The sequence below is a fragment of the Ramlibacter tataouinensis TTB310 genome (assembly GCF_000215705.1).
Classification (GTDB): domain Bacteria; phylum Pseudomonadota; class Gammaproteobacteria; order Burkholderiales; family Burkholderiaceae_C; genus Ramlibacter; species Ramlibacter tataouinensis.
Genome location: NC_015677.1, coordinates 3,735,864 through 3,761,534 on the forward strand (window position 1 = coordinate 3,735,864; position 25,671 = coordinate 3,761,534).

A 25,671-nucleotide genomic window follows, 5' to 3' on the forward strand; every position below is an offset into this window, starting at 1 on the left:
GGCCCATGCCTGCGTATTCATTCGAAGCCCTGGACGCCCAGGGCGCCACGCGCAAGGGCGTGATGGAGGCGGACACCGCCAAGGCGGCGCGCGGCCTGCTGCGCGCCCAGGCGCTGGTGCCGCTGCAGGTGGTGCCCGTGGTCACCGGCGCGGCGGCCAACGAGCGGCGCTTCGCCTGGGGGTCCGGCTGGCTGACCCGGCCGGTGTTCACGCCCACCAGCCTGGCCATCTGGACGCGCCAGCTGGCCGGGCTGATCGCCTCCGGGCTGCCGCTGGAGCGGGCGCTCACGGCCTTGACCGAGGAGGCCGACAACGAGCGCGAGCACCTGCTGCTGGCGGCGCTGCGCGCCGAGGTCAACGCCGGCTCGCCGTTCGCCAAGGCGCTGGCGCAGTTCCCGCGCGACTTCTCCGACATCTACGTGGCCGTCATCGGCGCCGGCGAGCAGAGCGGCCACCTGGGCCAGGTGCTGGAGCGCCTGGCCGACGACCTGGAGGACCGGCAGGCGCTCAAGGCCAAGCTGGTCGGCGCGGCCCTGTACCCCGCCATCGTCACCGTGGTGGCCATCGCCATCGTGCTGTTCCTGGTCACCTACGTGGTGCCGCAGGTGGCCAACGTGTTCGCCGGCACCAAGCGCGCCCTGCCCTTCCTCACGGCCGCCATGCTGGGCCTGAGCGCCGCCGTGCGCGAGTGGGGCTGGCTGGGCGCGCTGCTGCTGGCCGGCGGCACGGTGGGCCTGCGGCTGGGCCTGCGCAACGAGGGTTTCCGCGAGCGCTTCGACGCCGGCTGGCTGCGCCTGCCCCTGGTGGGCCGGCTGGCGCGAGGCTACAACGCCGCCCGCTTCGCCAGCACCCTGGCCATGCTGGCCGGCGCCGGCGTGCCCATCCTCAAGGCCCTGCAGGCCGCCGGCGAGACCTTGAGCAACCGCTCCATGCGCGCCGACGCCATGGATGCCCTGGTGCTGGTGCGCGAGGGCGCGCCGCTGGCCTCGGCCCTGGCGCAGAAGAAGCGCTTCCCCGGGCTGCTGAGCATGTTCGCGCGCCTGGGCGAGCAGACCGGCCAGCTGCCGGTGATGCTGCAGCGCGCCGCCAACCAGCTGGGCACCGAGGTGCAGCGCCGCGCCATGCAGCTGGCCACCATCCTGGAGCCGCTGCTGATCGTGGCCATGGGCCTGGTGGTGATGCTGATCGTGCTGGCCGTGCTGCTGCCCATCATCCAGCTCAACCAATGGGTGAGGTGACGGCATGGCGGCGACGCTCGACGACAAGCTGGTGGTGGCGATCTCCTCGCGCGCCCTGTTCAACTTGGAGGAGGAGAACCGCATCTTCGAAAGCGGCGACGCCGCGGCCTACATGGCGCTGCAGCTGCAGCGGCTGGAGCTACCCGCCGCGCCGGGCATCGCCTTCTCGCTGATCAAGAAGCTGCTGGCCTTCAACGACACCTCCGACCAGCGGGTGCAGGTGGTGATCCTCTCGCGCAACGACCCGGTCTCGGGCATGCGCATCTTCCATTCGGGCGCTGCCAACCAGATCAAGCTCGAGCGCGGCGTGTTCACGCAAGGCCGCCCGCCGTTCCGTTACCTGCGGCCCTTGCGCGCGCACCTGTTCCTGTCGGCCAATGCCGAGGACGTGCGCGAGGCGCTCAACGCCGGCTTCCCGGCCGCGCGCGTGCTGACCGAATCGGCGCAGGCCGGCAACAACTACCCCGACGAGGTGCGCATCGCGTTCGACGGCGACGCCGTGCTGTTCTCCGACGAGGCCGAGCGCATCTTCCAGGACGAAGGCCTCGATGCCTTCCAGCAGCACGAGATCGCCAAGGCCGCGCAGCCGCTGCCCGAGGGCCCGTTCAAGCCCCTGCTCGCTGCGCTTCACCGGTTGCAGCGGGCCGGCACGCCCGCCATGAAGATCCGAACGGCGCTGGTGACGGCGCGCAGCGCGCCAGCCCACGAGCGGGCGCTGCGCACGCTCATGGCCTGGAACATCCAGGTGGACGAAGCCATGTTCCTCGGCGGCCTGCCCAAGGGCGAATTCCTGCGCGAATTCGAGCCGGACTTCTTCTTCGACGACCAGACGCGGCACGTCGACCATGCGGCGCGGCACGTGCCGTCGGGGCATGTGGCTGGCGGGATCGTCAACCTGTAGGCGCACGCTCGATTCGCTCTGGCACCTGGGCGGGATCCGGGAGCGGGGTGCCCTGCTCCCGAATCCGGCAAACGCGTAGGCGCGCCTGCGTTGGAGCGCCTTTGCTCGTAGCGGGTTGGCGACGGCGGGCAGCCGCCGGCGTCAACCCGCGGAGCGAGCGCAGAACAGCATCACCAAAGACGATGCCTGCCTCATCGCCCCGCCCGCCCCCCACCCGGCCCGCGCGTCTCGCGCCGCGCGATCCACAGCGTGGAGGCGCAGATCACCGCGCCGCCCGCCAGGGTCCAGCGGCTGGGCCAGTCGCCGAACACCAGCCAGCCCAGGGCCGAGGCCCAGACCAGGTCCAGGAACTTCACCGACTGGGTGGCCGAGATGTCGGCGATGCTGAACGAGCGCGTCAGGCAGTAGTGGCCGGCGCTGCCCAGCATGCCGCACAGCAGGAACACGGCCCACTGCAGCGCGCTCGGCCACTGCCAACCCGACACCAGCGCCAGGGGCAGGCTGCACACGGCGACGGTGATGGACTGCCAGACCACGATCACGGTCGGCCGTTCGTAGCGGGTCAGCGCCTTGGTGATCAGGAAGGACGCGGCGAAGATGGGCGAGGACGCCAGCATCAGCAGCGACCAGCCTCCGCCGCCCGCGCCCGACAGCTGGGGCGCCACCACGATCAGCACGCCGCCGAAGCCGATCAGCGCGGCCAGCCAGCGCTCCCAGCGCATGGGCTCCCGGAACACCAGCCAGGCGCCCAGCATGATGAAGATCGGCGTCGTGAAGCCGATCGCCGTGGTGTCGGCCAGGGTGATGTGCGGGATGGCCAGGAACCACAGGGCCAGGCCGAAGGTGTGGACGGCGCCGCGGGTGAACTGGCCGCCGATGTTGCGCGGCCGCCAGCTCGCCAGGCCGCCGCGCAGCACTAGCGGCGCCAGCACCACCAGGCCCATCAGGTAGCGCAGGAACTGGGTCTGGAACGGGCTGAGCTGCAGCGCCATGCCGCGCATCAGGGTGTTAAGCATCACGAACAGCGCTCCGGCCAGCAGGGACCACATCAGGCCGCGGACCGTGGCATCGAGCCGGCCGACGCGGCGCTGGGTGATGGCGGCGCGCCGCAGCAGGGCATGGCGGCGGGGCCGGTGGGCGCGTATTGCTGCAGCGCCGGGCTGTGTCTCCATGGCGGCAACTATAGAACCCCCCGCGGGCTAAAGTCGCGAGGTCTTCAGGGCGGGGTGGAATTCCCCACCGGCGGTAGGCGGCGAAAGCCGCGAGCCCGCGAGCGCCCCGCGGTCCGCCCGGGCCACGGGGGTCAGCAGACTCAGTCAAATGCTGAGGCCGACGGTCACAGTCCGGATGAAAGAAGATTCGCGGCGCCGCAGGGTGCCGCGATGTGCCGCCGCATGGCTTGCCGCGCGGCGGCGTCTTGCCTTGGAGCGTTTTTGTTCAACCGACAGGAGCGTTTCATGACCCCCACCCTTTCCCCCGCCATTCCCCAGGCCGGCGACATCACGCTGTCCTCCCTCCCCGAGATCCTGGCCCAGGTGGCCGCCGGCCGGCCCGTGCTGGTGCTGGACGACGCCGGCCGCGAGGACGAGGCCGACCTGGTCTGCGCGGCCGACCGCATCACGCCCGGCGTGATGGCGATGATGATCCGCGAGGGCAGCGGCATCGTCTGCCTGTGCATCCGGCCTGGCAAGGCCGGCGAGCTCAAGCTCAGGCCCATGGTCGAGGTGAACCGCTCGCGGCACGCGACCGCCTTCACCCAGTCCATCGAGGCGGCGCACGGCGTGAGCACCGGCGTGTCGGCCGCCGACCGGGTGCAGACCATCCAGTGCGCGCTGCGCTCCACCCTGGAGCGCAGCGAGATCGTCAGCCCCGGCCATGTGTTCCCCCTGGTCGCGCGCCCGGGCGGCGTGCTGGAGCGCGAGGGCCATACCGAGGCGGCCGTGGACCTGGCCGTGCTGGCGGGCTGCGCGCCGGCCGGCGTGCTGTGCGAGCTGATGAACCCGGACGGCAGCATGGCCCGCGGCGCGCAGGTCCAGGCCTTCGCCCGCGCCCATGGCCTGCTGTGCACCACGGTGGAGGCGATCGCCGAATGGCGCCGCCGGCACCCGGCGGCCATGTGCTGAGGCGGAAGACCGCCGGGCTTACTGCCGTGGCACCTTGGCGCGCACTATCACCTCCGACCAGCGCCTGATCTCGGAGGCCAGCAGGTCACCCAGCTGCTCGGGCGTGCCGCCCGCGGGGCGGACGTTGAGTTCCGCCAGCTGCCTGCGCAGCCCGGGGCCGGCCAGGGCCTGGTTCGCCTCGCGGTTCAGGCGCGCGATCACCTGCGGCGGCGTGCGCGCCGGCGCGGCCAGCGCGTTCCAGGAGGCGGCGTCGAAACCGCGCACGCCGCTTTCCGCGACGGTGGGCACGTCGGCCAGGCCCGCCGCACGCTGCGAGCCCATCACCGCCAGCGGCACCACGGTCCTGGACGCGATCTGCCCCATCATGGGCCCCAGGATCTCGACCGCCGCGTCCACCTGGCCGCCGCGCAGCGCGGTGAGCACGGCGGGCGAGCCGTTGAACGGAACCACCTGGAAGTCCACGCCCGCCGAGGTCTTGAGCAGTTCGGCCGCCAGGTGCTGCGTGCTGCCGATGTTGATGGAGGCCACGTTCAGCCTGCCCGGGTTCGCCCTGGCGTAGGCCAGCAGGTCCTTCATGGATGGGAACCGGCCGCCCGCGGCCGCGAGCACCGCGATGTCGAAGAAGCCCAGCGTCACGATGGGCGCGAAGTCCTTCCGCGGATCGAAGGGCAGCGACCTGAACAGGCCCGCGCTCACGGCCGTGCCATTGCTCATCAGCAGCAGGGTGTGGCCGTCCGGCTCGGCCCGGGCCACCGTCTCGCCGGCCACGATGCCCCCGGCCCCGGGCTTGTTCTCGACCACCACCCCCTGGCGCAGGCCCTCGCCCAGCGCCTTGGCGACCGCCCGCGCGGTGAGGTCGGCGATGCCGCCCGCGCCGAACGGCACCACGATGCGCAGGGGCCTGGAGGGAAAGGCCTGCGCGGCCGCGAGGCCGGGGAAGGCCGCGGCGGCGGCGGCGGCGAGCAGATCACGCCGGTGGGTCATGGTGGTCCTGCCTTTTCCGTTCTCATTCTGGCGCGTGCCCACAAAGTGCGGCTGACCAGCTTGCGACGCCACTCCTGGCTCAGTCCTCATCAAATCTTAGCCGTGGCTGGACCTGGCATGGGCTTGCACCATGACACGGCGACGGACCAGGTTCGGTCGTCACATCGGTGTCGCGGGGTATCGTTAGCGTCACGGCGGCTGCTAACGCCCGGCTAATTTGACTGCCCGATAAACACAGCACACTGCCCGGCCCGTGCACTGCAGGCAGTGCCTGGTCCGACGCGAACCGGCCGCGCCGGCAACGACACCGATCACAACCTGCGGAACCCACCATGAAGAAACTTCCGACTCCCACCCCCGCACCGCTGCTGGCCCTGCTGCTGGCGGCGGCTTTCGTGCTGGCCGGCTGCAAGCCGGCGCAGAGCGCGGGCGGACCGCCGCAGGCGCCGCCGGTCTCGGTGGCGCCCGCGGTCGTGCGCTCGGTCGCGGACTCCGAGGAGTTCACCGGCCGCCTCGAGGCGCCCGAGACGGTGGAGGTGCGGCCGCGCGTGGGCGGCACCGTCGAGCAGGTGCACTTCGCCGACGGCGCGCGCGTGGCCAGGGACGCGCTGCTGTTCACCATCGACCCGCGCCCTTACGAGGCCGAGGTGCAGCGCGCGCAGGCGCAGCTGGCAGCCGCGCGCACGCGCGCCGAGCTGGCCAAGGCCGAGCTGGCGCGGGCCGAGAAGCTGGTGTCGCAGCAGGCGATCTCGCGCCAGGAGTACGACCAGCTCGCCTCGGCCGCGGGCACGGCGCAGGCCGACATCGGCGTGGCCGAGGCCGCGGTGCGCATCGCGCGGCTGAACCTGGGCTACACGGCGGTGCGCGCGCCGATCGCGGGCCGCGCCTCGCGCGCGCTCATCACGACGGGCAACCTGGTCACGCAGCAGAGCCTGCTGACCACCGTGGTCTCCACCCACCGCATGCAGGCCTACTTCGACGGCAGCGAGCAGACCTTCCTGCGCCTGCGCCGCCAGGGCGGCGAGCTCGCGCCCGTGCGCATGGGGCTGGCCGACGACGAGGGCTACCCGCGCCAGGGCCGGGTGGATTTCGTGGACAACCGGCTGAACGCGCAGACCGGCGCCATCCGCATGCGCGCCGTGTTCGACAACGCCAAGGGCGACCTGGCCCCCGGCCTGTTCGCCCGCATCCAGATGCCCGGCGGCGCGCCGCAGCCGGCGGTTCTCACGCCCGAGCGCGCCATCGGCACCGACCAGAACAAGCGGTACGTGTTCGTCGTGGGTGCCGACAACATGCCCCAGTTCCGGGAGGTCAAGCCAGGCCCGCTGATCGACGGCATGCGCGTCGTCACCTCGGGCCTCAAGGAAGGCGAGCTGGTCATCGTCGACGGCCTGCAGCGCGTGCGCCCCGGCATGGCGGTGGCGCCCACGGCGCTGGCGGTGGACGAGCGCGGCATGCCCGTGCCCAAGGCACCGGGCGGCAACGGCAACGGCGCCCCGGCCCCGGCCAAGTCCTGAAAGCGGGCGCCGCATGAACATCTCCACCTTCTTCATCAACCGCCCGATCTTCGCGGCGGTGCTGTCCATCCTCGTCACCCTGGTCGGCGCCATCGCCATCTTCCAGCTGCCGATCTCCGAGTACCCCGAGGTCGCGCCGCCGCAGGTGGTGGTGCGCGCCCAGTTCCCCGGCGCCAACCCGCGCGTGATCGCCGAGACGGTGGCCACGCCGCTGGAGGAGCAGATCAACGGCATCGAGGGCCTGCTGTACATGAACAGCCAGGCCACGGCCGACGGCGCCATGACGCTGGCCCTCACCTTCAAGATCGGCACCGACCCCGAGGCCGCCGAGACCGCGGTGCAGAACCGCGTCAGCCGTGCCCTGCCCCGCCTGCCCGAGATCGTGCGGCAGCTGGGCGTGACCACCGAGAAGAGCTCGCCCAACCTCACCATGGTCGTGCACATGGTGTCGCCGGACAACCGCTACGACGCGCTGTACCTGCGCAACTACGCCACGCTCAACGTGCGCGACGCGCTGCTGCGCATCGACGGCATGGGCTCGGTGCTGACCTTCGGCTCGGGCGACTACGCCATGCGCATCTGGCTCGACCCGCAGAAGCTGGCGAGCCGGGACATCACGACGACCGACGTGGCGCGCGCCATCCGCGAGCAGAACACCCAGGTGGCCGCCGGCGTGGTGGGCGGCCCGCCGTCGCCGGACAACACCGAGTTCCAGCTGGCCGTGAACACCCAGGGCCGCCTGGGCACCGAGGAGGAGTTCGCCGACATCATCGTCAAGGCCGATCCGTCCGACCGCTCGCTGGTGCGCATCCGCGACCTGGGCCGCGTGGAGATGGGCCCCAACTCCTATGCGCTGGGCTCGCTGCTGAACAACAACGAGGCCGCCGCCATCGCCATCTTCCAGGCGCCCAACTCCAACGCGCTGCAGCTGTCCAACGACGTGCGCGCCGCGATGGAGGAGGTGAAGAAGAACTTCCCCCCCGGCGTCGACTACTCCATCGTCTACGACCCGACGCGCTTCGTGCAGACCTCGGTGGAGAAGGTGGTCACGACCCTGTTCGAGGCCGTGCTGCTGGTGGTGCTGGTCGTGGTGGTTTTCCTGCAGACCTGGCGCGCGTCCATCATCCCGCTGCTGGCGGTGCCGGTGTCGGTGATCGGCACCTTCGCGGTGCTGCTGGCGCTGGGCTTCTCGATCAACACGCTCACGCTGTTCGGGCTGGTGCTGGCCATCGGCATCGTGGTGGACGACGCCATCGTGGTGGTGGAGAACGTCGAGCGCAACATCGAGGCCGGCCTCAGCCCGCACGACGCCGCGGTGCAGGCCATGAAGGAGGTCTCGGGCCCCATCATCGCCATCGGCCTGGTGCTGTGCGCGGTGTTCGTGCCGCTGGCCTTCGTGAGCGGCCTGTCGGGCCAGTTCTACCGCCAGTTCGCGGTGACGATCTCGATCTCCACCGTGATCTCGGCCTTCAACTCGCTGACGCTGTCGCCGGCCCTCAGCGCGATGCTGCTGCGCCCGCACGACGCGCCCAAGGACCGGCTGACCCGCGGCATCGACAAGGTGTTCGGCCGCTTCTTCGGCTGGTTCAACCGGTTCTTCAAGCGCAACGCCGACCGCTACAGCGGCGCCATCACCACCACCGTGGTGCGGCGCAAGTCGCTGTCCCTGGCGGTGTATGCCGGGCTGCTGGCCGCCACGGCGCTGCTGTTCTACCAGGTGCCGTCCGGGTTCGTTCCGCAGCAGGACAAGCAGTACCTGGTGGGCATCGCCCAGCTGCCGGACGGCGCCAGCCTGGAACGCACCACGCGGGTGGTGCGCGAGATGAGCGACATCGCGCGCTCGGTGCCGGGCGTGCGGGATTCCATCGCCTTCCCCGGGCTGTCGATCAACGGCTTCACCGCCGCGCCGAACACCGGCATCGTGTTCCTCGGGCTCGACGAGTTCGACAAGCGCACGACGCGGGAGCTCAGCGCCGAGGCCATCGTCGGCCAGGTCAACCAGAAGCTGGGCGCCATCCAGGGCTCCATCCTGTTCGTGCTGAGCCCGCCGCCGGTCAGCGGCCTGGGCAACGCGGGCGGCTTCAAGCTGCAGCTGCAGGACAGGAGCTCGCAGGGAGAGGCCGCGCTCAACGGCCTGGTGCAGCAGCTGATGGGGCGGGTGTACGGCAACCCCGACAGCTCGATCACCCAGTTCTTCTCGAACTACCAGATCAACGTGCCGCAGCTGATGGCGAACGTCGACCGGGCCAAGGCCAAGCAGATGGGCATCAACCTGACCGACATCTACGATTCGATGCAGGCCTACCTGGGCTCGCTGTACGTCAACGACTTCAACCGCTTCGGCAAGACCTACCAGGTGATCCTGCAGGCCGATGCCGGCTACCGGGCCAAGGCCGAGGACATCGCCAACCTCAAGGTCCGCAACAGCCGCGGCGAGATGGTGCCGCTGGGCTCGGTGCTGACCGTGCAGCCGAGCTTCGGCCCCGGGACGGTGGGCCGCCACAACGGCTTCTACACCGCCGACCTGAACGGCGCGCCCAAGCCCGGCTTCAGCTCGGGCCAGGCGCAGGCCGAGATGGAGCAGCTGCTGGCCGAGGTGCTGCCGCGCGGCATGGGCTACGAGTGGACCGAGCTGGTCTACCAGGAAAAGATCGCGGGCAACACCATGGTCTACATCTTCCCGTTGTGCGTGCTGCTGGTGTTCCTGGTGCTGGCGGCCACCTACGAGAGCTGGACGCTGCCGATGGCCATCGTGCTGATCGTGCCGATGTGCATCCTGAGCGCGATCTTCGGCGTGTGGGTCAGCGGCCTCCTGGGCGAGCCGGGCGACAACAACATCTTCACGCAGATCGCCTTCGTGGTGCTGGTGGGCCTGGCGTGCAAGAACGCCATCCTGATCGTGGAATTCGCCAGGGAGCTCGAGGACCGCGGCAGGAGCACCGTCGAGGCCGTGGTCGAGGCCTGCCGCCTGCGGCTGCGCCCGATCCTGATGACCTCGATCGCCTTCATCGCCGGCGTGGTGCCGCTGGTGCTGTCCACCGGCGCCGGCGCCGAGATGCGCCGCTCGATGGGCGTGGCCGTGCTCAGCGGCATGCTGGGCGTGACGGCATTCGGCCTGTTCCTCACGCCGGTGTTCTACGTGCTGCTGCGCAGCCTGCCCAAGAGGACGGCGCGCGCGCCGCAGCAACCACAGCCGATGGGCGGGGGCGCCGGCGCGCTGGCGGCGCCGCACGCCAGGCGCGACGGGGACAGCAGCCATGAGTAAACCAGCCACCCTGCACCGTTTCGTCCCGGCCCGCCTGCGGCTCGGCCTGCTGGCCGGCGCCGCCCTGCTGGCCGCCGGTTGCGCGGTCGGCCCCGATTACCAGCCGCCCCCCGCGGGCCAGCTGCCCGCCGGCTTCGTGGCCGCCGGTGCCGGGCAGCCCGGTACCGGCGGCCAGGAGCTCGGCCGCTTCTGGCAGGGCTTTTCCGACCCGGTGCTCGACGGCCTGGTGGACACCGCGCTGGCCGCCAACACCGACGTGCGCATCGCGCAGGCGCGGCTGCAGGAGGCGCGCGCGCTGCTGCTGGGCGCGCGGGCGGAACTGCTGCCGGCCTTCGGCATCGACGCCGGCGCCGGCCGCGGCGTGACGCCGCTGCCGCAGCGGCCCGGCACCTCGCGCAGCGAGCGCACCGGCAACGCGTTCGACGCCGGCGTGGTGATGAACTGGGAACTCGACCTGTTCGGCGGCGCGCGCCGCGCCGGCGAGTCGGCGGCCGCCCAGGTGGCGGCCTCGGAAGCGGGCGTCGGCGCGGCGCAGGTCGCCGTGCTGGCCGAGGTGGTGCGCAACTACGTGCTGCTGCGCGGGCTGCAGCAGCGGCATGCGGTGGCCGACAGCTCGCTGGAGAACCAGCGCCAGGCGCTTCGGCTGACCGAGCTGCGGCAGGACGCGGGCCGTGGCACCCAGCTCGACGTGGCGCGGGCGCGCAGCCTGGTGGCCTCGACCGAGGCCGCGCTGCCGGCGCTGCAGGCGCAGATCGAGCAGGCGACGTTCCGCATCGCGCGGCTCACCGGCCTGGCGCCCGCGCAGGCGGTGCAGCGGCTGTCGGCCGCGGCCGCGCTGCCCACCCTGCCGGTGACCGACCTGGGCGCGCTGCCCGCGGGCACGCCCGAGGCGCTGCTGCGCCGCCGGCCCGACATCGTGCAGGCCGAGCGGCAGCTGGCCGCCGCCAGCGCCGACATCGGCGTGGCGACCGCGGACCTGTTCCCGCGCATCAGCCTGTCGGGCCTGCTGGGCTTCAACAACAGCCGCGTGTCCAACCTGACCGACAGCAACGCGCGCGTGTACTCGGCGGGTGCCGGCATCGCCTGGACCTTCCTGGACTTCGGGCGCATCCGCTCGCGCATCTCTGCCAGCGAGGCCCGCAACGAGGGCGCACTGGCCACCTACGAGCAGACGGTGCTGCTGGCGCTGGAGGAGACCGAGACCGCGTTCTCGCGCTTCAACCGCACCGCGCAGCAGGGCGACCGGCTGGAGGTGGCGGCCCGCAGCGCCGAGGAGGCGGCCCGGCTGTCGCGCATCCGCTTCGAGGCGGGCGCCACCGACTTCCTGGCGGTGCTGGACGCCGAGCGCGAGCTGCTCAGCGTGCGCGACCAGCTGGCCCAGGCGCGCAGCGGCACGGCCACGGCACTGGTGGACGTGTACCGGGCGCTGGGCGGGGGCTGGCGCTAGGGTCTGGCGGCGCCGAACCGCGTAGGACAGCCGGCGCTTGAAAGCCTCCAAAAATCCCCTATGATTGGCACTCGCTGAGATCGAGTGCTAACACTCCCTCACGATTAATTCGAAAGCGCTACTTGGTGGCGCTTTTTGATGTTCCCCCTGTTCCGAGTCAAGGAGATGCACATGAAACTTCGTCCTCTGCACGATCGCGTGATCGTCAAGCGCCTGGAAAACGAGACCCGCACCGCTTCGGGCATCGTGATCCCCGACAACGCCGCCGAGAAGCCCGACCAGGGCGAGGTGCTGGCCGTGGGCCCCGGCCGCAAGAGCGACAAGGGCGAGCTGATCGCCCTGAACGTCAAGGTGGGCGACCGCGTCCTGTTCGGCAAGTACAGCGGCCAGACCGTCAAGGTCGACGGCGACGAGCTGCTGGTGATGAAGGAAGATGACCTGTTCGCCGTCATCGAAGGCGCCCCCGCCGCCAGCCTGAAGAAGGCCGCCTGAGCGCCTTTCCTCCCCATCCCTCCCAAGCACAGCATACGAGGTAACTCAACATGGCAGCAAAAGACGTAGTTTTCGGCGGCGACGCCCGCGCCCGCATGGTCGAAGGCGTGAACATCCTGGCCAACGCGGTCAAGGTCACCCTGGGCCCCAAGGGCCGCAACGTGGTGCTCGAGCGCTCCTTCGGCGCCCCCACCGTGACCAAGGACGGCGTGTCCGTGGCCAAGGAGATCGAGCTCAAGGACAAGCTGCAGAACATGGGCGCCCAGATGGTCAAGGAAGTCGCTTCCAAGACCAGCGACATCGCCGGTGACGGCACCACCACCGCCACCGTGCTGGCCCAGGCCATCGTGCGCGAAGGCATGAAGTACGTGGCCGCCGGCATGAACCCGATGGACCTCAAGCGCGGCATCGACAAGGCTGTCACGGCCCTGGTCGAGCAGCTGAAGAAGTCGTCCAAGGCGACCACCACCAGCAAGGAAATCGCCCAGGTCGGCTCGATCTCCGCCAACAGCGACAGCTCCATCGGCGAGATCATCGCCAAGGCGATGGACAAGGTCGGCAAGGAAGGCGTGATCACCGTCGAGGACGGCAAGTCGCTGGAGAACGAACTCGACATCGTCGAAGGCATGCAGTTCGACCGCGGCTACCTGTCGCCCTACTTCATCAACAACCCCGAGAAGCAGAGCGCGATCCTCGAGAACCCCTTCGTGCTGCTGTTCGACAAGAAGATCAGCAACATCCGCGACCTGCTGCCCACGCTGGAGCAGGTCGCCAAGGCCGGCCGCCCGCTGCTGATCGTCGCGGAAGAGGTCGAGGGCGAGGCCCTGGCCACCCTGGTGGTCAACACCATCCGCGGCATCCTGAAGGTCGTGGCCGTCAAGGCGCCCGGCTTCGGTGACCGCCGCAAGGCCATGCTGGAGGACATCGCCATCCTGACCGGCGGCAAGGTGATCGCCGAGGAAGTCGGCCTGACGCTGGAGAAGGTCACGCTGGCCGACCTGGGCCAGGCCAAGCGCATCGAAGTGGGCAAGGAAAACACCACCATCATCGACGGCGCCGGCGCCGCCGCGGACATCGAAGCGCGCGTCAAGCAGATCCGCGTGCAGATCGAGGAAGCGACTTCCGACTACGACCGCGAGAAGCTGCAGGAGCGCGTGGCCAAGCTGGCCGGCGGCGTGGCGGTGATCAAGGTCGGCGCCGCCACCGAAGTCGAGATGAAGGAGAAGAAGGCCCGCGTGGAAGACGCGCTGCACGCGACCCGCGCTGCCGTGGAAGAAGGCATCGTGGCCGGCGGCGGCGTGGCCCTGCTGCGCGCCAAGCAGGCCGCTGGCGAGATCAAGGGTGACAACCCCGACCAGGACGCCGGCATCAAGCTGGTGCTCAAGGCCATCGAATCGCCGCTGCGCGAGATCGTCTACAACGCCGGCGGCGAGGCCTCCGTCGTGGTGAACGCCGTGCTGGCCGGCAAGGGCAACTACGGCTTCAATGCCGCCAACGACACCTACGGCGACATGATCGAGATGGGCATCCTGGACCCGACCAAGGTGACCCGCACCGCACTGCAGAACGCCGCGTCGGTCGCGTCCCTGATGCTGACCACCGAGGCCATGGTGGCCGAGGCGCCGAAGGAAGAGGCGCCCGCCATGCCCGGCGGCGGCATGGGCGGCATGGGTGGCATGGGCGGGATGGACATGTAATCCCATTCACTCGGAAAACGCTGCGCGTTTCCCGAGTGGTTCTAGCCAGATCAAAAAGCCGGGCAGAGCCCGGCTTTTTTCATGGGGAGCGCGCTGCGCGCTGCTGCGCGCGCCCGGTGCCCCTGCGGGATCAGGTGCGCAGCCGCCGCAGCAGGCCGGCGGTGGACGCATCCAGCCCCGCCGCATCGCCGCTGGCCAGCCGGGGCGTGATGTCCTTGGCCAGCACCTTGCCCAGCTCCACGCCCCACTGGTCGAAGCTGTTGATGCCCCACAGCGCGCCGCTGCAGAACACCCGGTGCTCCTGCAGGGCGACCAGTGCGCCCAGGCTGGCCGGCTCCAGCCTGTCCAGCAGCACGAAGGTGCTGGGCCGGTTGCCGGTGAAATGGCGGTGGCCGCCGGCGTCGTCCTTGCCCTGCATCAGCGCCTGGGCCTGGGCCAGCGCGTTGGCCAGCAGCTGCTCGTGGTGGCCGGCCAGGCGGTGCGCCGCCCGGCGCACGGCGACGAACTCCACCGGCACCACGTCCGTGCCCTGGTGCAGCATCTGGAAGTAGGCATGCTGGCCGTTGGTGCCGGGCTCGCCCCACAGCACGGGCGAGGTGGCGAACGGCAGGGCCTGGCCGGCGCGGTCCACCCGCTTGCCGTTGCTTTCCATCTCCAGCTGCTGCAGGTAGGCCGGCAGGCGGCGCAGCGCGCTGTGGTAGGGCGCGATGCTGCGGCTGGTGAAGCCGTGGAAGTTGCGGTACCAGAGGTCCAGCAGGGCCAGGCGCACCGGCAGGTTGCGCTCCAGCGGCGCGGTCGCGAAATGCGCGTCCATGGCGTGCGCGCCGGCCAGCAGCTCGCGAAAGCACTGCGCGCCGACGGCGATGGCGATGGGCAGGCCGATGGCCGACCACAGGGAGTAGCGCCCGCCCACCCAGTCCCAAAAACCGAAGGTGGTGGTGATGCCGAACTCGCGCGCCGCCGCCACGTTGGTGGTCAGCGCGGCGAAGTGGGAAGCGACATCCGGCCGGCCGTCACGGGCCGGGCTGTCGGCCGTGCCGCCCTGCGCCAGGAACCATTCGCGCGCCGAGCGCGCGTTGGTCATGGTCTCCAGGGTGGTGAAGGTCTTGGACGCGACCAGGAACAGCGTGCTGCGCGGCTGCAGGCGGCGCAGCACGGCATCCAGCTCGTGCCCGTCCACGTTGGAGACGAAGTGCATGCGCCGGCCGGGCGCGACGAACTCGTCCAGCGCCAGCGTGGCCATCTGCGGGCCCAGGTCCGAGCCGCCGATGCCGATGTTCACCACGTCTGTGATCGCAGTGTCGGCCCGCACCTGCTCGGCGTAGGCCAGCATGGCGTCCAGCGTGCGGTGCACCTCGGCCAGCTCGCCGGCGGCGTTGCGCACCGCCCCCGGCATCCAGCCGGCGCCGGCCGCGGGGTAGCGCAGCAGGAAGTGCATCACCGCCCGTCCCTCGGTGGCGTTGATGGGCTCCCCGGCGAACATGGCGTCGCGCTGCGCTTCCAGGCCGCATTGGCGCGCCAAGTCCAGCAGCAGCGCCTGGGCGGGCGCGTCGATCAGGTTCTTGGACAGGTCGACAAAAAGGTGCGGCGCCTCCTGGCTGAACGCCTCGAAGCGGCCGGGATCCTGCCGGAACGCCTGGCGCAGGTCGAAGCCGCGCCCCTGGGCGGCGAAATGCTGCTGCAGCGCGGCCCAGGCCGGCGCGCGGTCGCAGCGGGCGAAGGTGCTCAGGTCCACCGCCATCTCAGGCCGCCTTCATCAGCTGCTCGAGCTTGACCGCGTCGGCGGCAAAGGTGCGGATGCCCTCGGCCAGCTTCTCGGTGGCCATCGCGTCCTCGTTCAAGGCGTAGCGGAATCCGGCCTCGTCGTACTGCACGGGCTTGAGGTCCAGCGCACGGGCCTGCTGCGGATCCAGTGCCCGCGGCACGCTGCCCTCGGCGGCGGCCAGCTGCGCCAGCAGCTCCGGACTGATGGTCAGCAGGTCGCAGCCCGCCAGCGCCAGGATCTGGCCGGTGTTGCGGAAGCTCGCGCCCATCACCTCGGTGGCGATGCCGAAATGCTTGTAGTAGCCGTAGATCTGCCGCACCGACTTCACGCCGGGGTCGTTGGCGCCGGCGTTGCCTGCCTCGTCCCAGGCCGGGCCGGCGGCTTTCTTGTACCAGTCGTAGATGCGCCCGACGAAGGGCGAGATGAGGCGGACCTTGGCCTCGCCGCAGGCCACGGCCTGGCAGAAGGAGAACAGCAGCGTGAGGTTGGTGTGGATGCCGCGGGCTTCCAGCTGCCGCGCCGCCTGGATGCCTTCCCAGGTGGCGGCGATCTTGATCAGCACCCGGGCCGGGTCGATCCCTTCGGCGCGGTAGAGCTCGATGATGCGCAGCGCCCGCCCCATGGTGGCCTCGGTGTCGAAACTCAGCCGGGCATCGACCTCGGTCGACACCCGCCCGGGGATGATGCGCAGGATTTCCGCGCCGAACCGCACCAGCAGCCGGTCCATGGTTTCGTCGATCGGCGCACCGGGATGCCGGCCCAGCGTGGTCTTGAGCAGCGGTGCGTAGTCGGGCTTTTGCACCGCCTTGAGGATCAGCGAGGGGTTGGTGGTCGCATCCTGCGGCTGGAACTGCGCCAGCTGCATGAAGTCGCCGGTATCGGCGACCACGGTGGTGGTTTGCTTGAGCGATTCGAGCTGGTTCATGGCGGAATTATGGGGCGGCAGGACGGTAACTTGGTTACGCCCGGCCACGCCCTTCACAGGAAGGATGAGCTGCATTCCCGTCCAGCCCATCCGGAACTAAGTTACATTGGCCGCTTTTGCGGACGCGACTTCCCCATGAGCTTCGACCTCGTTCTTTTCGGCGGCACCGGCGACCTGGCCTGGCGCAAGCTGATGCCGGCGCTGTTCCAGGCCTTCCGGCACGGCAGCCTGCCGCCGGGCGGCCGCATCATCGGCGTGGCCCGCGACGACCTGAGCGACGACCAGTACCGCAACCTCATCCGGGCGCGCTTTGACCAGGTCGAGCTGGCCAAGCGGCCCAGCGCGGAAGAGTTCGACCGCTTCGCCGCCCTGCTCGCCTTCGTGCGCATGGACGCGTCCAAGCCGCAGGACTACCAGCGCCTGGCGCAGCGCCTGCGCGAGCGCAACGCCGACACGGTGGTGATGTACGTAGCCACCGCGCCGGGCCTGTTCACGGCCGTCTGCGAGCAGCTGGCGGTGGCCGGCCTGAACACGCCCAAGACCCGCGTGGTGCTGGAAAAGCCCCTGGGCCACGACCTCGCCTCCAACCGCGCCATCAACGAGACGGTGCGCCGCGTGCTGGCCGAGAAGCAGGTGTTCCGCATCGACCACTACCTGGGCAAGCCCAGCGTGCAGAACCTGTTCGCGCTGCGCTTCGGCAACGCGCTGTTCGAGCCGCTGTGGCGGCGCGAGACCATCGCCAACATCCAGATCACCATCGCCGAGGACCTGGGCGTGGAAAAGCGCGGGGCCTTCTACGACAGCACCGGCGCGCTGCGCGACATGGTGCAGAACCACGCGCTGCAGCTGCTGTGCGCGCTGGCGATGGAGCCGCCGATCAACGCGCATGCCGACGCCATCCGCGACGAGAAGCTCAAGGTGCTGCGCTCGCTCAAGCGCTGGAGCGCCGAATCGCTGGGCCAGCACGCCATCCGCGGCCAGTACACCGCCGGCCGCATCGGCGGCGAGCCGGTGCCGGGCTACCGCGAGGAGCCCGGCGTGCGCCCGGACAGCACCACCGAGACCTTCGTCGCGCTGCGCGCCGAGATCGCCAACTGGCGCTGGGCCGGCGTGCCCTTCTACATCCGCACCGGCAAGCGCCTGGCCGCGCGCGACGCGCACATCACGGTCAACTTCCGGCCGACGCCGCATGCCATCTTCAACACGCCGCTGGGCGCGGCCAACCGGCTGGTGATCAACCTGCAGCCCAAGGACGGGCTGGAGCTGCACCTGCTGTCACAGGGCCAGGACAACCGGCACGCCCCACGCCCCGGGAGCGGCACGGCGGCGCAGACGCTCACGCCGGTGCACCTGGACCTGGACTTCGACAAGCGCTTCGGCTCCGAGCGCGTGGGCGCCTACGAGCGGCTGCTGCTGGACGTGATCGACGGCCGGCTCAACCTGTTCGTGCGCAGCGACGAGCAGGAGGAGGCCTGGCGCTGGGTGGAGCCGCTGCTGGAGCACTGGCGCGGCGAGAGCAACGGCCTGCGGCCCTACGCCGCCGGCACCTGGGGGCCCAGCGCCTCCAGCGCCATGATCGCGCGCGACGGGTTCTGCTGGTCCGAGGAATGTTGACCCGCCCGCGCTGATGCTGGACCGCATCAAGGCATCGCTGCCCTCGCTGGCGCCGGCCGAGCAGCGCGTCGCCAGGCTGGTGCTGGGCGACCCGCGCGCCTTCGCCAACCTGCCGGTGAGCGAGCTGGCCGATCGCGCCCACGTGAGCAAGCCCACCGTGGTGCGCTTTTGCCGCAGCATGGGCTACGACGGCCTGTCGGACTTCAAGCTCAAGCTGGCCGGCAGCGTGAGCGAGGGCGTGCCCTTCATCCACCGCAGCGTGGACGTGGACGACAAGGTCGGCGACGTGCTGGTCAAGGTGATCGACAACACGGTGGCGGCCTTCCTCAAGTACCGCAACGACGCGTCCACCTGGGCCATCGAGCGTGCCAGCGAGGCGCTGGCCGCCACCTACCAGACCGGCCGGCGCATCGAGTTCTACGGCGCGGGCAATTCCGGCATCGTGGCGCAGGACGCGCAGCACAAGTTCTTCCGCCTGGGCGTCAACGCCATCGCCTACAGCGACGGCCACATGCAGGTGATGAGCGCCTCGCTGCTGGGGCCTGGCGACTGCGTGGTGGTGGTGTCCAACTCCGGCCGCACCCGCGACCTGATGGACGCCTGCGACATCGCGCGCAAGAACGGCGCCACCGCCATCGTGATCACCGCCACCGGCTCGCCGCTGGCGGCCGCCGGCCACATCCACCTGGCGGCCGACCATCCCGAGGGCTACGACCGCTACAGCCCCATGGTGTCGCGGCTGCTGCACCTGATGATCATCGACGTGCTGGCTACGGCGGTGGCGCTGCGCATCGGCGGCGCGCGGCTGCAGCCGCTGCTGCGCGAGATGAAGAACAACCTGCGCAACAAGCGCTACGCCTAGCGTTAGATCCGCCCTTCCTCCACCCCGTGGCAGGCGACCTTGACGCCGGCGATGTCCAGCAGCGCCGGCCGCTCGACGCGGCAGCGCTCGTTGGCGTGCGGGCAGCGCGGGTTGAAGGCGCAGCCGGTGGGCGGATTCAGCGGGTTGGGCACCTCGCCCTGCACCGGCGTGCGGGACTTGCCGGTGTCGTGCATCTTGGGGATGGCGTCCAGCAGCATCCGCGTGTAGGGGTGGCGCGGGTTGTCGAACAGCTGGTGCTTGCCGGCGACCTCCACCAGGCGCCCCAGGTACATCACGCCGACCCGATCGCTCACGTGCCGCACCACGGCCAGGTTGTGCGAGATGAACAAGTAGGTCAGCCCCTGCTTGCGCTGCAGGTCCTTCATGATGTTGAGCACCTGGGCCTGCACCGACACGTCCAGCGCCGAGGTGGGCTCGTCGCACACCAGGAACTCCGGCTGCGTGGCCAGCGCGCGCGCGATCGAGATGCGCTGGCGCTGGCCGCCGGAGAACTGGTGCGGGTACTTCATCATGTCGAGCGGCGACAGGCCCACGGACTTGAGCAGCTCGCCCACCCGCTCCCTGAGCTGGGCCTTGTCGGTGATCAGGCCGTGCTCCTTGAGCGGCTCGCCCACGATGTCCTCCACGATCCAGCGCGGGTTGAGGCTGGCGTACGGGTCCTGGAAGATCATCTGGATGCGCCGGCGCAGCTGCCGCCCCTGCGGCGTCTTGAAGGCGGCATGCGCGTCCTGGCCGTCGAAGACGAAGCCGCCGCGCGTGGGCTGGTACAGGCCCACCAGCAGGCGCGCCACGGTGCTCTTGCCGCAGCCGGACTCGCCCACCAGGGCCAGGGTCTGGCCGCGTTCGATGTCGAAGCTCACGCCGTCCACCGCGTGCAGCAGCTGGCGCGGCTTGCGCTCGATCACCCGGTTGAGCCAGGGAGCGGAGACGTCGAAGGTCTTGGCCAGGTCGCGCGCCTGGACCAGCGGCTGGGCGGATCCTTGCACCGCGGCCTGTTCGGGCTTGGTCACGGCATTCATGCCACCACCCTCGCCGATTGGGCCGCCGGGGCCTGGGTCCCCTGGTGCGCGTCGTGCAGCCAGCAGGCGGCGCGCGTGGCGCCGGCATCCAGCAGCTCCGGCCGCTCGCGGGTGCAGCGGTCGAAGGCGCGCGGGCAGCGCGGGTTGTAGGCGCAGCCGGGCGGGATGGCGTTCAGGCGCGGCATGGCGCCGTCGATCTGGTTCAGGCGCTCGCGGTCCACCGTGATGTCGGGGATGGCCGCCATCAGGCCCATGGTGTAGGGATGGGCGGGCTGGTTGATGACCTCGTGCACGGGCCCGATCTCGGCGATGCGGCCGGCGTACATCACCGCCACGCGGTCGCAGGTCTCGGCGATCACGCCCATGTCGTGCGTGATCAGCATGACGGCGGCGCCGCGGTCCTTGCAGATGCGCTTGAGCAGCTGGATGATCTGCGCCTGGATCGACACGTCCAGCGCGGTGGTGGGCTCGTCGGCCACGATCAGCTTGGGCTCGGCCGCCAGCGCCAGGGCGATCACCACGCGCTGGCGCATGCCGCCGGAGAACTGGTGCGGGAAGTGGTCGATGCGCTCGGCCGCGGCGGGAATGCCGGTGTCCTCCAGCAGGCCGATGGCGCGGCGGCGCGCTTCCTTTTCATTGACCGGCAGGTGCGCCTGGATGGTCTCGGTCAGCTGCCGCCCCACCGTGTACAGCGGGTTCAGCGAGGTCAGCGGGTCCTGGAAGATGGCGCCGATCTTGCGGCCGCGGATGTGGCGCATCTTCTCGTAGGGCAGGTTGTCGATGCGCTGGCCTTCCAGCAGCACCTGGCCCGAGGCGATGCGTCCCGGCGGCTCCAGCAGGCCGATGATGGAAGCGCCGGTGAGCGACTTGCCGGCTCCCGACTCGCCGACCATGCCCAGGATCTCCCCGGGCGCGATCTCGAAGGAGATGTCGTCCAGCGCGCGCAGCGTGCCGCGCCGGCTGGGGAACTCGACGACGAGGTTCTTGACTTGCAATAGGCTCATCTTTTTAACGAAGCCTTGGGTTCAGCGCGTCGCGCAGCCAGTCGCCCAGCAGGTTCACGGACAGCGCGATGAGGATGAGCATCAGGCCGGGGAAGATGGTGATCCACCATTCGCCGGAGAACAGGTAGTCGTTGCCCACCCGGATCAGCGTGCCCAGCGAGGGCGAGGTGGGCGGCACGCCCACGCCCAGGAAGGACAGGGTGGCCTCGGTGATGATGGCGGTGGCCACGTGGATGGTGGCCAGCACCAGCACCGGGCCGGTGACGTTGGGCAGCACATGGCGCGCCATGATGCGCAGCGGCGCGACGCCGGTGACGCGCGCGGCCTGCACGTACTCCTTGTTGCGCTCCACCAGGGTGGAACCGCGCACGGTGCGCGCGTACTGCACCCAGCCGGTGAGCGTGATGGACACGATCAGCACGCCGAAAGCCACCGAGTCGTGCGCGTTGGGGAACAGGGCGCGGCCCACCCCGGCGATCAGCAGCGCCACCAGGATGGCCGGGAAGGACAGCATCACGTCGCACAGGCGCATCAGCACGGTGTCGATCCAGCCGCCGCGGAAACCCGCCAGCAGGCCCAGCGCCACGCCGATGACCATGGACAGCAGCACCGAGGTGATGCCCACCACCAGCGAGATGCGCGCGCCGTACATCAGCGCCGAGAGGATGTCCCGGCCCTGGTCGTCCGTGCCCAGCAGGTACTGCGCGCGGCCCTCGGCCTGCCAGGCCGGCGGCAGCCGGGCGTCCGACAGCACCAGGGTGGTCAGGTCGAACGGATTGTGCGGCGCGATCCAGCCGGCGAAGGCCGAGCACACCACGCACACCAGCGCGATGAGCGCCGCCACCACCGCGACCGGCGAGGTGCGGAAGCTGTAGCCGACGTCGCTGTCGAGCCAGCGACCCAGTGTCTTGACCATCGCCCGCTTACCTGCCCACCGTGATCCACTTGAAGTCGAGGTAGTTGTCGCCACGCTGCACGACCTTCACCTTCTTGCTCACGCCCCAGGCCAGCGACTGCTGGTGCAGCGGCAGGTGGCCCACGTCGGCCGTGTGCAGGTCGAAAGCTTCCTTGATCATGGCCTGCCGCTTGGCCTTGTCGCCTTCCGACTGCACGGCGCGGGTGAGCTCGTCGAACTTCGGGTTGCAGTACGCGCCCAGGTTGAACTGGCCGGCGCCCTTGTCGTTCGGGCAGGCCATCAGCGCGTTCATCGCGTTGTGCGCGTCGTAGGTGCTGGGCGTCCAGCCCAGCAGGTAGAAGCTGGTATCGCGGCGCAGGATCTTGGGGAAGTAGGTGCCCTTGGTCTCGGCCGCCAGGTTGATCTTGACACCCACGCGCGCCAGGTTGGCCGCCACGGTCTGGCAGATGCGCGCGTCGTTGACGTAGCGGTCGTTCGGGCAGTTCATGGTGACCTCGAAGCCCTGCGGGTAGCCGGCCTCGGCCAGCAGCTTCTTGGAAGCCTCCGGGTCGAACGGCAGGCGCTTGTTCTGCGCCGGATCGAACCCGTTGATGCCGGGGCCGATCATCAGCGCGGTGGGGGCCGAGGCGCCGCGCATCACGGTGCGCTTGATGCCCTCGATGTCGATGGCCTGGTAGAAGGCCTGGCGCACGCGCTTGTCCTTGAACGGGTTCTTGCCCTTGACGCTGGAGTACAGCAGCTCGTCGCGGCGCTGGTCCATGCCCAGGAAGATGGTGCGCAGCTCGGGCGCGACCAGGGCCTGGGCGCCGGCCGAGGCATTGATGCGCTCGATGTCCTGCACCGGCACCGGCTCCATCACGTCCACCTCGCCGGACAGCAGGGCCGCCACCCGCGTGGCGTCGCTGCCGATGGGGGTGAAGATCACCTCCTGCACGTTGCCCTCGATCTTGTCCCAGTAGGTGCCGTTGCGCACGAACGTGGTGCGCACATTGGGCTGGCGCTCGCGCAGGCGGAAGGGGCCCGTGCCGTTGGCACGGAAGGAGGCCGCGTTCTCGATGCCCTTGCGCCGGTCCACCGGCCGCGTGGCCTGGTTGGTCTCCGCCCACTTCTTGCTCATGATGAACACCTGCGTCAGCACGTCCGGCAGGATGGGGAACGGCGCGGTGGTTTCGATCTCGACCGTGTGGTCGTTGATCTTGCGCACATCCTTCACGTCGTTGGTGTAGCTCTTCATGTCCGAGCCGTCGACCTGGGTGCGCGCCAGGCTGAACAGCACGTCGTCGGCGGTGAAGGGCGTGCCATCGTGGAATTGCACGCCCTTGCGCAGCTCGAAGCGCCAGACGGTGGGCGAGGTCTGCTTCCACGAGGTCGCCAGCGCCGGGGTCACGCTCAGGTCCTTGGCGCGGCCGACCAGGGGCTCGTACACGTTGCTGGTCACGCTCAGCTGCAGCGACTCGTTGAGCGAATGCGGGTCCATCGACAGCGCGTCGCCCTGGTTGGCGATGCGCACCGTCTGCGCGCCGGCGCCCAGGCTGGCGGCCGCCAGGCCCAGGGCGGCCACCCGCAGCAGGTTGAGCTTGAATTTCATCGTGAACTCCTTGTGGAAGAGAAGAGAGAAAGCGGCGCGCGCGGAAGGTCGTTCATGGCGCGGCCGGCGGCAGGGAATGTTCGACCAGGCCGGCATGCAGCGCCGAGCCCAGGGGCAGGATCTCGTCGTTGAAGTCGTAGCGGCTGTTGTGCAGCATGCAGCTGCCCTCGCCGCCCTGGCCGATGCGCAGGTAGGCGCCGGGCTTGGACTGCAGCATGAAGGAGAAGTCCTCCGCGCCCATGCTGGGCTCCATGTCGCGCACCACGTGCTCGGCGCCCACCAGGCCCTCGGCCACGTCGGCGGCGAACATGGCCTCGCGCGTGGCGTTGACGGTGGCCGGGTAGATGCGCTCGTAGTGCACCGTCGCGGTGGCGCCGAAGCCCAGCGCCACGGCGCTGCACAGCTCGGTCAGGCGGCGCTCGACCAGGCTCTGCACCTCGGGGCTGAAGGTGCGCACCGTGCCCACCAGGGTGGCCTTGCCCGGGATCACGCTCATCGCGTGCAGGTCGCCTGCCTGCATGGCGCACAGGCTGATGACGGCGCCGTCGACCGGACGTACGTTGCGCGAGACGATGCTCTGCACCGCCGTGATGATGTGGGCCGCCACCAGGACCGGGTCGACGGCCAGGTAGGCATGCGCGCCGTGGCCGCCGCGGCCCGTGACCTCGATGGTGACGCGGTCGGCCGAGGCCATCATGGGCCCGGGGTTGGTGCCTATCATGCCGGGGCGCAGGCCCGGCCAGTTGTGCATGCCGTACACGGCCTCGACCGGGAAGCGCTCGAACAGGCCGTCGTCGATCATGGCCTTGGCGCCGGCGAAGCCTTCCTCGCCGGGCTGGAAGATGAGCACGGCCGTGCCGTCGAAGTTGCGCGTCTCGGCCAGGTAGCGCGCGGCGCCCACCAGCATGGCGGTGTGGCCGTCGTGGCCGCAGCCGTGCATCATCCCGGCCTTGGTGGAGCGCCACGGGAAATCGTTGTGCTCGGTCATGGTCAGGGCATCCATGTCGGCCCGCAGGCCGATCATGCGCTTGCCGGCGCCGCGTCCGCGGATGACGCCGACCAGGCCGGTCTTGCCGATGTGGGTGTGGACCTCGTCCACGCCGCACAGCCTGAGCGCCTCGCGCACCCGGCCGGAGGTGTAGACCTCCTCGAAGCCCAGCTCGGGGTGGGCGTGCAGGTCGCGCCGCAGCGCCGTCAGCTCCGGGTGGAACTGCGCGATGTGGGCGAAGGCACGGCCGCTGGCCTTGAACCGCGCCGGGGTGGCGGTGGTCAGCATCAGTGCGCCTCGGCCTTGCCCACGCGCAGGCGCGGGTCGACGGCGAAGTACAGCAGGTCGACCACCAGGTTGATCACCACGAAGATCAGCGCGATCAGGCACAGGTAGGCGGCCATCACCGGGATGTCCGCGAAGGTGACGGCCTGGATGAACAGCAGGCCCATGCCGGGCCACTGGAACACCGTCTCGGTGATGATGGCAAAGGCGATCAGCCCGCCCAGCTGCAGGCCGGTGATGGTCATCACCGGCACCAGCGTGTTCTTGAGCGCGTGGCCGAAGTGGATGGCGCGGTTGGACAGGCCGCGCGCGCGCGCGAACTTGATGTAGTCCGTGCGCAGCACCTCCAGCATCTCGGCGCGCACCAGCCGCATGATCAGGGTCAGCTGGAAGATGGCCAGCGTCACGGCCGGCAGGATGATGTGGTGCCAGCCCTTGGCGGTGAGCAGGCCGGTGGACCACCAGCCGATCTGCACCGTCTCGCCGCGGCCGAAGCTGGGGAACCAGCCCAGGGTGACCGCGAACACCAGGATCAGCAGGATGCCGATCAGGAAGGTCGGCAGCGACACGCCCAGCAGCGAGAGCGTCATGAACGCCTGGCTGAGGAAGGTGCCGCGGCGCAGCGCCGAGTACACGCCCATGGGGATGCCGATCAGCAGGGCCAGGCCGGCGGCGATCAGGGCCAGCTCCAGCGTGGCCGGGAAACGCTCGGCGATCAGGCGCGACACCTTGGCCCCCTGGCGCAGGCTCAGGCCGAACTCGCCCTGCGCCGCATTCGCCAGGAAGTGCCAGAACTGCACGATGAAGGGCTTGTCCAGCCCCAGGTCGGCGCGCAACTGGCGTATCTGCTCGGCAGTGGCATCCTGGCCCAGCAGGAAGACCACCGGGTCGCCCACGTACTGGAACAGCAGGAAGGCGATGAAGGCGACCGAGACCATGACGATCACGGCCTGGATCAGGCGGCGCAGGATGAAGGCAAACATTCGAGGGGAGAGGCTCTCGGGCGGACGCGGATGCTAG

The 25,671-nt window shown here is 70.2% G+C and carries 20 protein-coding genes and 1 riboswitch; of the genes, 10 read left to right on the plus strand and 10 right to left on the minus strand.

Annotated elements, in window-relative coordinates; all coding sequences use genetic code 11:
* The first annotated feature begins 5 nt into the window (after positions 1-5).
* On the plus strand, positions 6-1,238 hold the full coding sequence (gene gspF / locus RTA_RS17930) for a type II secretion system inner membrane protein GspF (RefSeq protein WP_041675731.1): 1,233 nt from the start codon (positions 6-8) through the stop codon (positions 1,236-1,238).
* A 4-nt stretch (positions 1,239-1,242) separates the two neighbouring features.
* On the plus strand, positions 1,243-2,139 hold the full coding sequence (locus RTA_RS17935; RefSeq protein WP_013902851.1) for a 5'-nucleotidase: 897 nt from the start codon (positions 1,243-1,245) through the stop codon (positions 2,137-2,139).
* Positions 2,140-2,330: 191 nt separating this feature from the next.
* On the opposite strand, the gene RTA_RS17940 is transcribed toward RTA_RS17935, so the two are convergent.
* Entirely contained in the window at positions 2,331-3,311 is a 981-nt protein-coding gene (locus RTA_RS17940) for a DMT family transporter (RefSeq protein WP_049871333.1), read from the minus strand.
* Between the two features lie 36 nt (positions 3,312-3,347).
* Positions 3,348-3,502: riboswitch (FMN riboswitch) on the plus strand.
* A gap of 94 nt (positions 3,503-3,596) precedes the next feature.
* Here RTA_RS17940 and ribB point away from each other — a divergent pair.
* Positions 3,597-4,262 (plus strand): 3,4-dihydroxy-2-butanone-4-phosphate synthase, encoded by a 666-nt coding sequence (gene ribB / locus RTA_RS17945; RefSeq protein ID WP_013902853.1) that lies wholly within the window; start codon positions 3,597-3,599, stop codon positions 4,260-4,262.
* Positions 4,263-4,280: 18 nt separating this feature from the next.
* On the opposite strand, the gene RTA_RS17950 is transcribed toward ribB, so the two are convergent.
* Complete coding sequence (locus RTA_RS17950) at positions 4,281-5,246, minus strand: tripartite tricarboxylate transporter substrate binding protein (protein ID WP_041675732.1); 966 nt, start codon at positions 5,244-5,246, stop codon at positions 4,281-4,283.
* Positions 5,247-5,578: 332 nt separating this feature from the next.
* Between RTA_RS17950 and RTA_RS17955 the strand changes: the two genes are divergently transcribed.
* The 5 genes from RTA_RS17955 (at position 5,579) to groL (ending at position 13,664) form a co-directional block, all read left to right on the plus strand.
* Positions 5,579-6,763, plus strand: coding sequence for an efflux RND transporter periplasmic adaptor subunit (locus RTA_RS17955; protein ID WP_013902855.1), 1,185 nt, complete (start codon positions 5,579-5,581; stop codon positions 6,761-6,763).
* Positions 6,764-6,776: 13 nt separating this feature from the next.
* A complete protein-coding gene (locus RTA_RS17960; protein ID WP_013902856.1) occupies positions 6,777-10,028 on the plus strand; it encodes an efflux RND transporter permease subunit in 3,252 nt (1,083 codons plus the stop codon).
* Positions 10,021-11,475, plus strand: coding sequence for an efflux transporter outer membrane subunit (locus RTA_RS17965; protein ID WP_013902857.1), 1,455 nt, complete (start codon positions 10,021-10,023; stop codon positions 11,473-11,475). Before RTA_RS17960 ends, RTA_RS17965 begins: the two co-directional genes overlap by 8 nt.
* Positions 11,476-11,646: 171 nt before the next feature.
* On the plus strand, positions 11,647-11,967 hold the full coding sequence (gene groES / locus RTA_RS17970) for a co-chaperone GroES (RefSeq protein WP_049871334.1): 321 nt from the start codon (positions 11,647-11,649) through the stop codon (positions 11,965-11,967).
* A gap of 50 nt (positions 11,968-12,017) precedes the next feature.
* Positions 12,018-13,664, plus strand: a complete 1,647-nt coding sequence (gene groL / locus RTA_RS17975) for a chaperonin GroEL (protein ID WP_013902859.1) — start codon at positions 12,018-12,020, stop codon at positions 13,662-13,664.
* A 130-nt stretch (positions 13,665-13,794) separates the two neighbouring features.
* Here groL and pgi read toward each other — a convergent pair whose 3' ends face one another.
* Positions 13,795-15,405 carry a glucose-6-phosphate isomerase gene (pgi, locus tag RTA_RS17980; protein ID WP_013902860.1) on the minus strand — a complete coding sequence of 537 codons (1,611 nt, stop codon included), beginning with the start codon at positions 15,403-15,405 and terminating at the stop codon, positions 13,795-13,797.
* A 1-nt stretch (position 15,406) separates the two neighbouring features.
* Positions 15,407-16,354, minus strand: a complete 948-nt coding sequence (gene tal, locus RTA_RS17985) for a transaldolase (RefSeq protein WP_041675733.1) — start codon at positions 16,352-16,354, stop codon at positions 15,407-15,409.
* Between the two features lie 135 nt (positions 16,355-16,489).
* Here tal and zwf point away from each other — a divergent pair, with 135 nt between their 5' ends.
* Entirely contained in the window at positions 16,490-17,968 is a 1,479-nt protein-coding gene (gene zwf, locus RTA_RS17990) for a glucose-6-phosphate dehydrogenase (RefSeq protein ID WP_013902862.1), read from the plus strand.
* Positions 17,969-17,981: 13 nt separating this feature from the next.
* On the plus strand, positions 17,982-18,830 hold the full coding sequence (locus RTA_RS17995) for a MurR/RpiR family transcriptional regulator (protein WP_013902863.1): 849 nt from the start codon (positions 17,982-17,984) through the stop codon (positions 18,828-18,830).
* 2 nt (positions 18,831-18,832) lie between these two features.
* Here the strand turns inward: RTA_RS17995 and RTA_RS18000 are convergent, their stop codons facing one another.
* The 6 genes from RTA_RS18000 to RTA_RS18025 are packed head-to-tail and all read right to left on the minus strand — an operon-like array spanning position 18,833 to position 25,634.
* Positions 18,833-19,870, minus strand: a complete 1,038-nt coding sequence (locus RTA_RS18000; protein ID WP_013902864.1) for an ABC transporter ATP-binding protein — start codon at positions 19,868-19,870, stop codon at positions 18,833-18,835.
* Positions 19,867-20,874 carry an ABC transporter ATP-binding protein gene (locus tag RTA_RS18005; protein WP_013902865.1) on the minus strand — a complete coding sequence of 336 codons (1,008 nt, stop codon included), beginning with the start codon at positions 20,872-20,874 and terminating at the stop codon, positions 19,867-19,869. Before RTA_RS18005 ends, RTA_RS18000 begins: the two co-directional genes overlap by 4 nt.
* Before the next feature lie 4 nt (positions 20,875-20,878).
* Complete coding sequence (locus tag RTA_RS18010; protein WP_013902866.1) at positions 20,879-21,790, minus strand: ABC transporter permease; 912 nt, start codon at positions 21,788-21,790, stop codon at positions 20,879-20,881.
* A gap of 7 nt (positions 21,791-21,797) precedes the next feature.
* Positions 21,798-23,378 carry an ABC transporter substrate-binding protein gene (locus RTA_RS18015; RefSeq protein WP_013902867.1) on the minus strand — a complete coding sequence of 527 codons (1,581 nt, stop codon included), beginning with the start codon at positions 23,376-23,378 and terminating at the stop codon, positions 21,798-21,800.
* A gap of 52 nt (positions 23,379-23,430) precedes the next feature.
* On the minus strand, positions 23,431-24,654 hold the full coding sequence (locus RTA_RS18020) for a M20 aminoacylase family protein (RefSeq protein ID WP_013902868.1): 1,224 nt from the start codon (positions 24,652-24,654) through the stop codon (positions 23,431-23,433).
* Positions 24,654-25,634, minus strand: coding sequence for an ABC transporter permease (locus RTA_RS18025; RefSeq protein ID WP_013902869.1), 981 nt, complete (start codon positions 25,632-25,634; stop codon positions 24,654-24,656). Before RTA_RS18025 ends, RTA_RS18020 begins: the two co-directional genes overlap by 1 nt.
* Positions 25,635-25,671 lie beyond the last annotated feature (37 nt).